The organism is Streptomyces sp. NPDC002044, assembly GCF_040296725.1.
In the GTDB taxonomy this organism is placed as follows: domain Bacteria; phylum Actinomycetota; class Actinomycetes; order Streptomycetales; family Streptomycetaceae; genus Streptomyces; species Streptomyces antarcticus.
Map to the genome: position 1 here is coordinate 1 of NZ_JBEOXU010000241.1, position 6136 is coordinate 6136.

Annotated in this window: 4 protein-coding genes; 1 reads left to right on the forward strand and 3 read right to left on the reverse strand. The window is 74.7% G+C overall.

The annotated features are described in order from the left end of the window. The coding region (locus ABT106_RS30655; protein ID WP_351283965.1) for a condensation domain-containing protein at nucleotides 1–1505 on the reverse strand (1505 nt) is incomplete at its 3' end. A gap of 148 nt (nucleotides 1506–1653) precedes the next feature. Next, entirely contained in the window at nucleotides 1654–3123 is a 1470-nt protein-coding gene (locus tag ABT106_RS30660) for a helix-turn-helix domain-containing protein (protein WP_351283968.1), read from the reverse strand. Between the two features lie 331 nt (nucleotides 3124–3454). Here ABT106_RS30660 and ABT106_RS30665 point away from each other — a divergent pair, with 331 nt between their 5' ends. Then, nucleotides 3455–3637: a hypothetical protein gene (locus tag ABT106_RS30665; RefSeq protein ID WP_351283971.1), complete on the forward strand. Its 183-nt coding sequence runs from the start codon at nucleotides 3455–3457 to the stop codon at nucleotides 3635–3637. 75 nt (nucleotides 3638–3712) lie between these two features. Here the strand turns inward: ABT106_RS30665 and ABT106_RS30670 are convergent. Further along, nucleotides 3713–6136, reverse strand: a 2424-nt coding sequence (locus ABT106_RS30670) for an ATP-binding protein (protein WP_351283974.1), incomplete at its 5' end; no start/stop codon positions are given.

A 6136-nucleotide genomic window follows, 5' to 3' on the forward strand; every position in this document is an offset into this window, starting at 1 on the left:
CGGTCGACGAGGGTCGCCGCGCCGATGTCGGCCCGCGTGCCCGTCCACTCCTCCAGCACCTGACGCCGCTCGGCCTCACCCAGCAACTCCAGCTCGGAGAGGGGCAGTTCCAGCGACTCCACAGCCGTCTCCACGAACCGCAGGAACCGGTCCTGGTGCCCGGCCACCGCCGCGAGGTCGCAGACCTCCGGAGCCGCGTCGAAGTCGATCCGCAGCCCGCCCTCCGGCCCCAGGTCGTACACGCCGACCGCCAGGTCCTCGACCGGACCGTTGCTCAGGTTGTGCTGCGTGGTCGGGAAGCCACAGAAACGCATCCCGGGCGTGAACGCCATGATGTTGACCAGCGGAGCCGAGATGCGCCGCTCCGCCTCGCCCAGACCCAGGTCCCGGCAGATGTCCTCGTACCGGGTGCGCTGGTGCGCCAGCCCCTGCCGGGTCTCCGCCACCACCGCCGACAGCAGCTCGGCCGCCGTCCCGTCCGGCGCCACCGGCACCCGCAGGGGCACCACGTTCGACATCATGCCCGGCGTGCGCCGCGCCAGCTCCGTACGCCGGCCCGTCACCGGCAGGCCCAGCACCGGTTCGGTGCTCCCGCCCACCCGGTGCACGTAAGCCCCGACCAGCGTGATCACCAGCATCGTCCACGGCGCCCGGTGCGCCCGCGCCACCTCGCGCAGCCGGTTCGCCCGCGCCGCCGGCAGTACCACCGTGCGCCGTACGAACGGCAGCGCGCCCGGCGCCGTACGCCCGCTGCGGCCCTCGCCGAGCCGCGGCGTCTGCGGCAGCCCGACCAGGTGGGCGGCCCAGTGCGCCCGGTCCGCGGCTGCCTCCGGCGACGTCCGGTACGCCTCGTCCTCGGCCAGCAGCTCCGCCATCGTCCCGAACGGGCTCGGCCCCCACGGCTCACCGGCCGCGGCCCGCTCGTACAGCTCCACCAGCCGCCGGTCCATCAGGGCGATGCCCATGCCGTCGACGGCCAGGTGGTGGAAGGCGTGGAAGTAGAACCAGCGGCGCTCGCCCCGCTCCGTCGTGCCCGCGGCGATCAGGACGTGCCGGGTCAGCCAGCCGCCCTCCAGGTCGAACGGGCGGGCCAGCTCCGCCGCCATCCAGGCCCGGCCGGCCGCGGCGGGGTCCGCCTCTTCGCTCAGGTCCAGCAACTCCAGTTCCCGTGAGCCCGGTTCGGCGTGGACCAGCTGCCACAGGCCGCCGTCGCCGTTCCCCGTGCCGTCCCCGGCTCTGTCCCCGGCTCCGTTCCCTTCCTCGTCCGAACCGGTGCCGCGGATGCGCAGGCAGTCCGCCTCGCGGGCCAGCTGGTACCAGGCCCGGGCGAGGAGCCCCGCGTCGAGGTCGCCCAGGATCTCCCGGTACTCGCCGATGTTGTAGCGGCAGCCGGACGCGTCCAGCCCGTGGGCCATCCAGATGTCGCGCTGCGCCGCCGACAGCGGCACCCGCACAGCGGCCGGCCCCTGCGCGGCGCTGCTCTGTTCAGACGGCTCGGTGGACATGTGCGGGCTCCTCAAAATGGTCTCCGTGGCGGGCGGTCGAGATCTGTTCACGTGCTGGTACGAGATCTGCTGCGTGGTCCGGCCGTACGTCATCCAACCGGCGGGCCCCCCGGCCCTGCGGCAGTTGCTCCGGCACTCGGCGAGCAGTTCAGGCGGCAGTGGCGGCAGCCGCGCGCGGAGCCCGGCAGGTGGCCCGGACCAGGCCCAGCACCCGGAAGCGGGAGCTTCCGCCCTCGTGCGCGGCCCGTACGACACCACTGATCAGCAGCTCGCGCAGCATCCGGCCGGCCTCCGCCAGACCGGTGCCCGGTCTGCCCGCGACAGCGGCCAGGGCGGTGATCCCGGCCAGGTCGAACTCGTCCCCGGCGCCCGCGCACAGCGCCTCCAGCAGCCCGCGGGCGGCGGGTGAGAGCCGGTCCAGCCGCTGCCCCAGAGCCCCCCGGAAGCCGGCCGTGCCCGCCCGCCCGCCGAGGTGGTCGAGCAGGGCCACCGGGTCCTCGTCGAGACCGCGGCACAGGGCGGTCAGGTCGCACACCACCAGCCAGGAGGCGGCCGCGGCCAGCGCCCCCGGGTGTCCGTCCAGCCGCCGGCAGACCCGCGCGGCCCGTTCCGCGTCGGCCGCCGTCGGCGCGAACTCCGGACGAACCCGCCGGACGTGGTCGAGGAAGAGCCGGACCGCCGGGGCCGCCGGGTCCACCACGCCGTCGGCCGGCACCTCCAGCGGGGCCAGCAGGAAGATCCGCTCGCCGGGCACCTCCCACGGCTGGTCCGAGGTCACCAGCAGCCGCAGCCCGGGGCAGGCGCGCAGCAGCCCGGTCAGCCGGTCGAACCGGAGCGGGCCCGCGGGGGCTCCGTCGAGCACCAGCAACGCAGGCTGGTCACCCAGCAGTTCGGCGAGGGAGTCGACGGCGCCGGCGAGGGGGCCGACCGTACCCGCGGCGGGGGACCTGCCGGTGGGTCCCCCGCCGCCGTCGCCCGCACCGCCCGCACGCCCGCCGTCGAGCGCAGGGGTGCCGCCGTCCGCGCACGGTGCGGGGGCGGGGGAGTACAGCTCGGCCGCCGCCGAGGCGGCCAGGACCGCCGACTCGCCCTCGGCGCAGCCCAGGTGATCGGCCGCCGCGCCGGGGAAGGCGTACCAGAGCACCGGTATCCCGGCGCCGTGCAGCCGCTCTGCGACCGACAGCGCCAGCCGCGTCTTGCCCACCCCGGTCAGCCCCACCAGGTGCACCAGCCGTTCCGCCCCCGAGGCCAGCTCCCGTTCCAGCACCGACGCCTCGGCTTCCCGGCCCACCATCGGGTGCAGGGCGGTCGGCGGCGCCGGCGGCCGCTCCCAGCCCGCTCCGGTCGCCCGGCCCTGCTGCGCGGCGGCCTCCAGAGCGGTCCGGGCCCGGGCGCCCAGCCGCAGCGCGTCGGCCATCAGACGGACCGTGTCGGGGCGGGGCCGTCTCGCCTTGCCCTGCTCCAGATCGCGGATGGCCCGCACGCTGATCGTGGAAAGGTCGGCCAACTCCCGCTGAGTGAGGCCGATCCGCAGTCGGTGGGTCCTGATCAGCATGCCCAGACGGGGTGTGTCCCGTACCGAAGTGAGGGCGGCGTCGACGGCGGCCGTGCTGTTCATGTGCGCTCCCGGCGGTGGTGGTGGGGAACGGCTGGGCCCGCGTGGCCCGGCCCGGTTCCTGCTTCCCATCGTCGGCAGCGCGCTATCGCCCCGGCATCCCCGCGCGAACAGCCCCCGGCAGGCGCCCCTATCACCCCCGGAGCCCCGCTCCCCACCCGCCTACGACGCCGCTATCACCGGTCTACGCCGTCCCCGTCACCTCTCCAGAAGCGTGATAGCGCGGGGATAGGAGCGGGGCCGGTGCGGGGATTCCGGCTGTTCCTAACGTGATGCCCAGAACGAAGGAAGCGCCCCGGAAAACCCGGAGCGCACCGATGAAAGGGAATCAGAGATGACGCTCACCGCCGGCTTCCGCACCGCCCTCGTCACCGTCGCCATCGCCGGAGCGGCCGTACTCGGCACCCAGGTCGCCCAGGCCGACGGCCCGGCCGCCCCCGCCACCACGGCCGGCGTCACCGGCCCGACGGCCACCCCCTCGCCGAGCACCTCCACCGACACCAACCCGTGGGACTGACGCGGCCCCCGATCCGGTCCCCGACGTCACACCCCCGACGTCACACCCCGGCCCGGTCCCGAACCGCTCCCGACGTCACACCCCGGCCGCGGATTCCGTAGCCGGTGCGCGGACGGCGTCCGAACCCAGAGCCGGGTTCACGGACGGACCCGACATCGAGCCCAGGGCAGCGGCAGGCGCCGACCCCACGAGCGGGACGAACGCCTGGCCCAGCACCGGACCGATCACCCGAGAGGGCAGCGGAGCCGAATCCAACAGCCCTTGTGCCTCAGCCAGTTCCGTATCCATCCGCCGCTCGCGGAACACCCGGACCGAGCTTTCCAGCAGTTCCCGGGAACGGGACCGCTCACGGGCGTTGCCCCCCGCCATCAGCAGCCGCGCCAGGTCGAGCCGCACCACCGCCGCGCCGCCCTGGTCCATGATCTGCTCGCGGACCGACAGCGCCTGCGCGTAGAACCCCCGGGCCGACTCTCCCCGCCCCAGCTCCGCGTGCGCGTGACCCAGATCCCGCAGCAGGTGTCCCTCGCCGATCACATCACCGCTGTCCCGGCACAGTTCCAGCACCTCGCTGAACGTCCGTACCGCACGCTCGTGTTCGCCCTGGGACTGCGACAACTGCCCCGCCCGGCGCAGCGTCCGCGCCTGGCCGCCCGTGTAGCCCACCGAACGGTAGATGCCGAGCGCCTCGTCCAGCCGGTCCTGCGCGGCCGAGGACTGTCCGCGCACCATCCAGATCTGCGCGCTCTGCGTCAGGACGATGGCCCGGCCCACCACGTCACCGACCCGGTCGAAATCCCGCAGCGCCCGGTCGTACAGGGTGAGCGCGTGCTCCTCGTTGCCCCGCATCCGCTCCAGCAGCGCCAGGTCCCGGTTGCACAGGGCCAGCCCGTGGCGGTCGTCCAGTTCCCGGAACAGCCCGAGCGCCGCGGTCAGTGCCGTCCGCGACTCCTCCTTCTGGCTGCGGCCGAGGTGGAGGACGCCGAGCGAGCTGAGCAGAGCGGCCGTGCCGCGCTTGTTCCCGGCGGCCCGGACGGCTTCCAGTGCCAGCCGGTGCGTACGCTCCCACTCGTCGAAGTAGCCCCGGCCCTCGAACAGGGTCGTCAGGGTCGTCGCCAGGTCCCAGCACAGCTCGTCCATCCGCGCCTCGGCGGCGTGTTCGACCGCCTGGACCAGGTTGGCGTGCTCGCTCTCCAGCCACTCCAGCGGGTCCACCAGCAGCTCGTCGACGCAGGCGGGCGGCGGCTCCCAGCGCGGAGCGCTGCCGTGCAGCACCGTGAAGTCCCCGCCGTAGATCCGCCGGTGGGCCTGCTCGGCCAGCGACAGCCAGCCGCCCAGCATCCGGCCGAGCGCCGCCGCCTGGGTGGCCGGCTCGTCGTGCTCGGCGAGCTGCTCCCGTGCGAACACCCGGATGATCTCGTGGAACCGGTAGCGGAAGCCGCCGGTGGACTCGACCCCGACCACGTCCAGCATCTGTACGTCGACCAGCGGTTCGAGGAGGTCGGAGGGGAAGGGCCGGTCGTCGTCGAGCAGCGCCCCGGGCAGCCAGCCCGGCAGCGTCGGTCCCTTCGCGAGGCTCAGCAGCCGCAGCAGCCGGCGGTCCGGCGCGGCCAGCCCGTCGTGGGTGAGGGAGAGGCTGGCCCGCATCGTCAGCTCGCCGTGGGTCAGCTCGTCCAGCCGGTGCCGCTCGTTGGCGAGCCGGTGCACCATCGAGGCCAGGGTCCAGTGCGCGCGGGCCGCCAGCCGGGCGGCCACGATCCGCAGCGCCAGCGGCAGGCCGCCCACGGTCCGGATCAGTGCCTCGGCCGCCGCCCCCTCGCGCTCCACCCGGTCCGCGCCGATGACCCGGACCAGCAGCTCCAGCGCGTGCTCGGTGCTCATGACGTCGAGCTCGATCCGGTGCGCACCGGGCAGCCCGGTGAGCCGGACCCGGCTGGTGACCAGCACCGCGCAGGTGCGGCTGCCCGGCAGCAGCGGCCGGATCTGGCTCTCGGACGCCGCGTCGTCCAGCACCACCAGCATCCGGCGGGAGGCCAGCAGGGTCCGGTACATCTCGGCCCGCTCGTCCTGCGACTCGGGGATCACCGCGCCCGGGATGCCGAGCGCCCGCAGGAACCGGCCCAGTACCTCGGCCGAGGTCGCGGGAGCGCCCGTACCGCGCAGGTCGCAGTACAACTGGCCGTCGGGGAAGCCGGTTTCGCTGAGCCGGTGGGCGATGTGCGTGGCCAGGGTGGACTTGCCGGTGCCCGGCTTGCCCACCACCACGGCCAGCCCGACCGCCCGCTGGCCGCCCTCGCCGAGGAGCGTCCGCTCGATCCGGGCGATCTGCTCCTCGTCTCCGACGAAGTCGGAGGTGTCGGAGGGGAGCTGGCGCGGGATCTCGTCCCGGTACGCGGCCGCCCCGTCCGGCGCGGGTGGCACCATCGGCATCTGCGCCACCTTCTGGGCGTAGTTCAGGTGCGAGATGGCGCCGGAGGGCAGGGAGGCGGCGAGGAACCGCTC

Bases quoted from the DNA above. Each gene is read 5' to 3' on its own strand.
- ABT106_RS30660 (WP_351283968.1), bottom strand. From the start codon at position 3,123: ATGAACAGCACGGCCGCCGTCGACGCCGCCCTCACTTCGGTACGGGAC.
- ABT106_RS30665 (WP_351283971.1), top strand. From the start codon at position 3,455: ATGACGCTCACCGCCGGCTTCCGCACCGCCCTCGTCACCGTCGCCATC.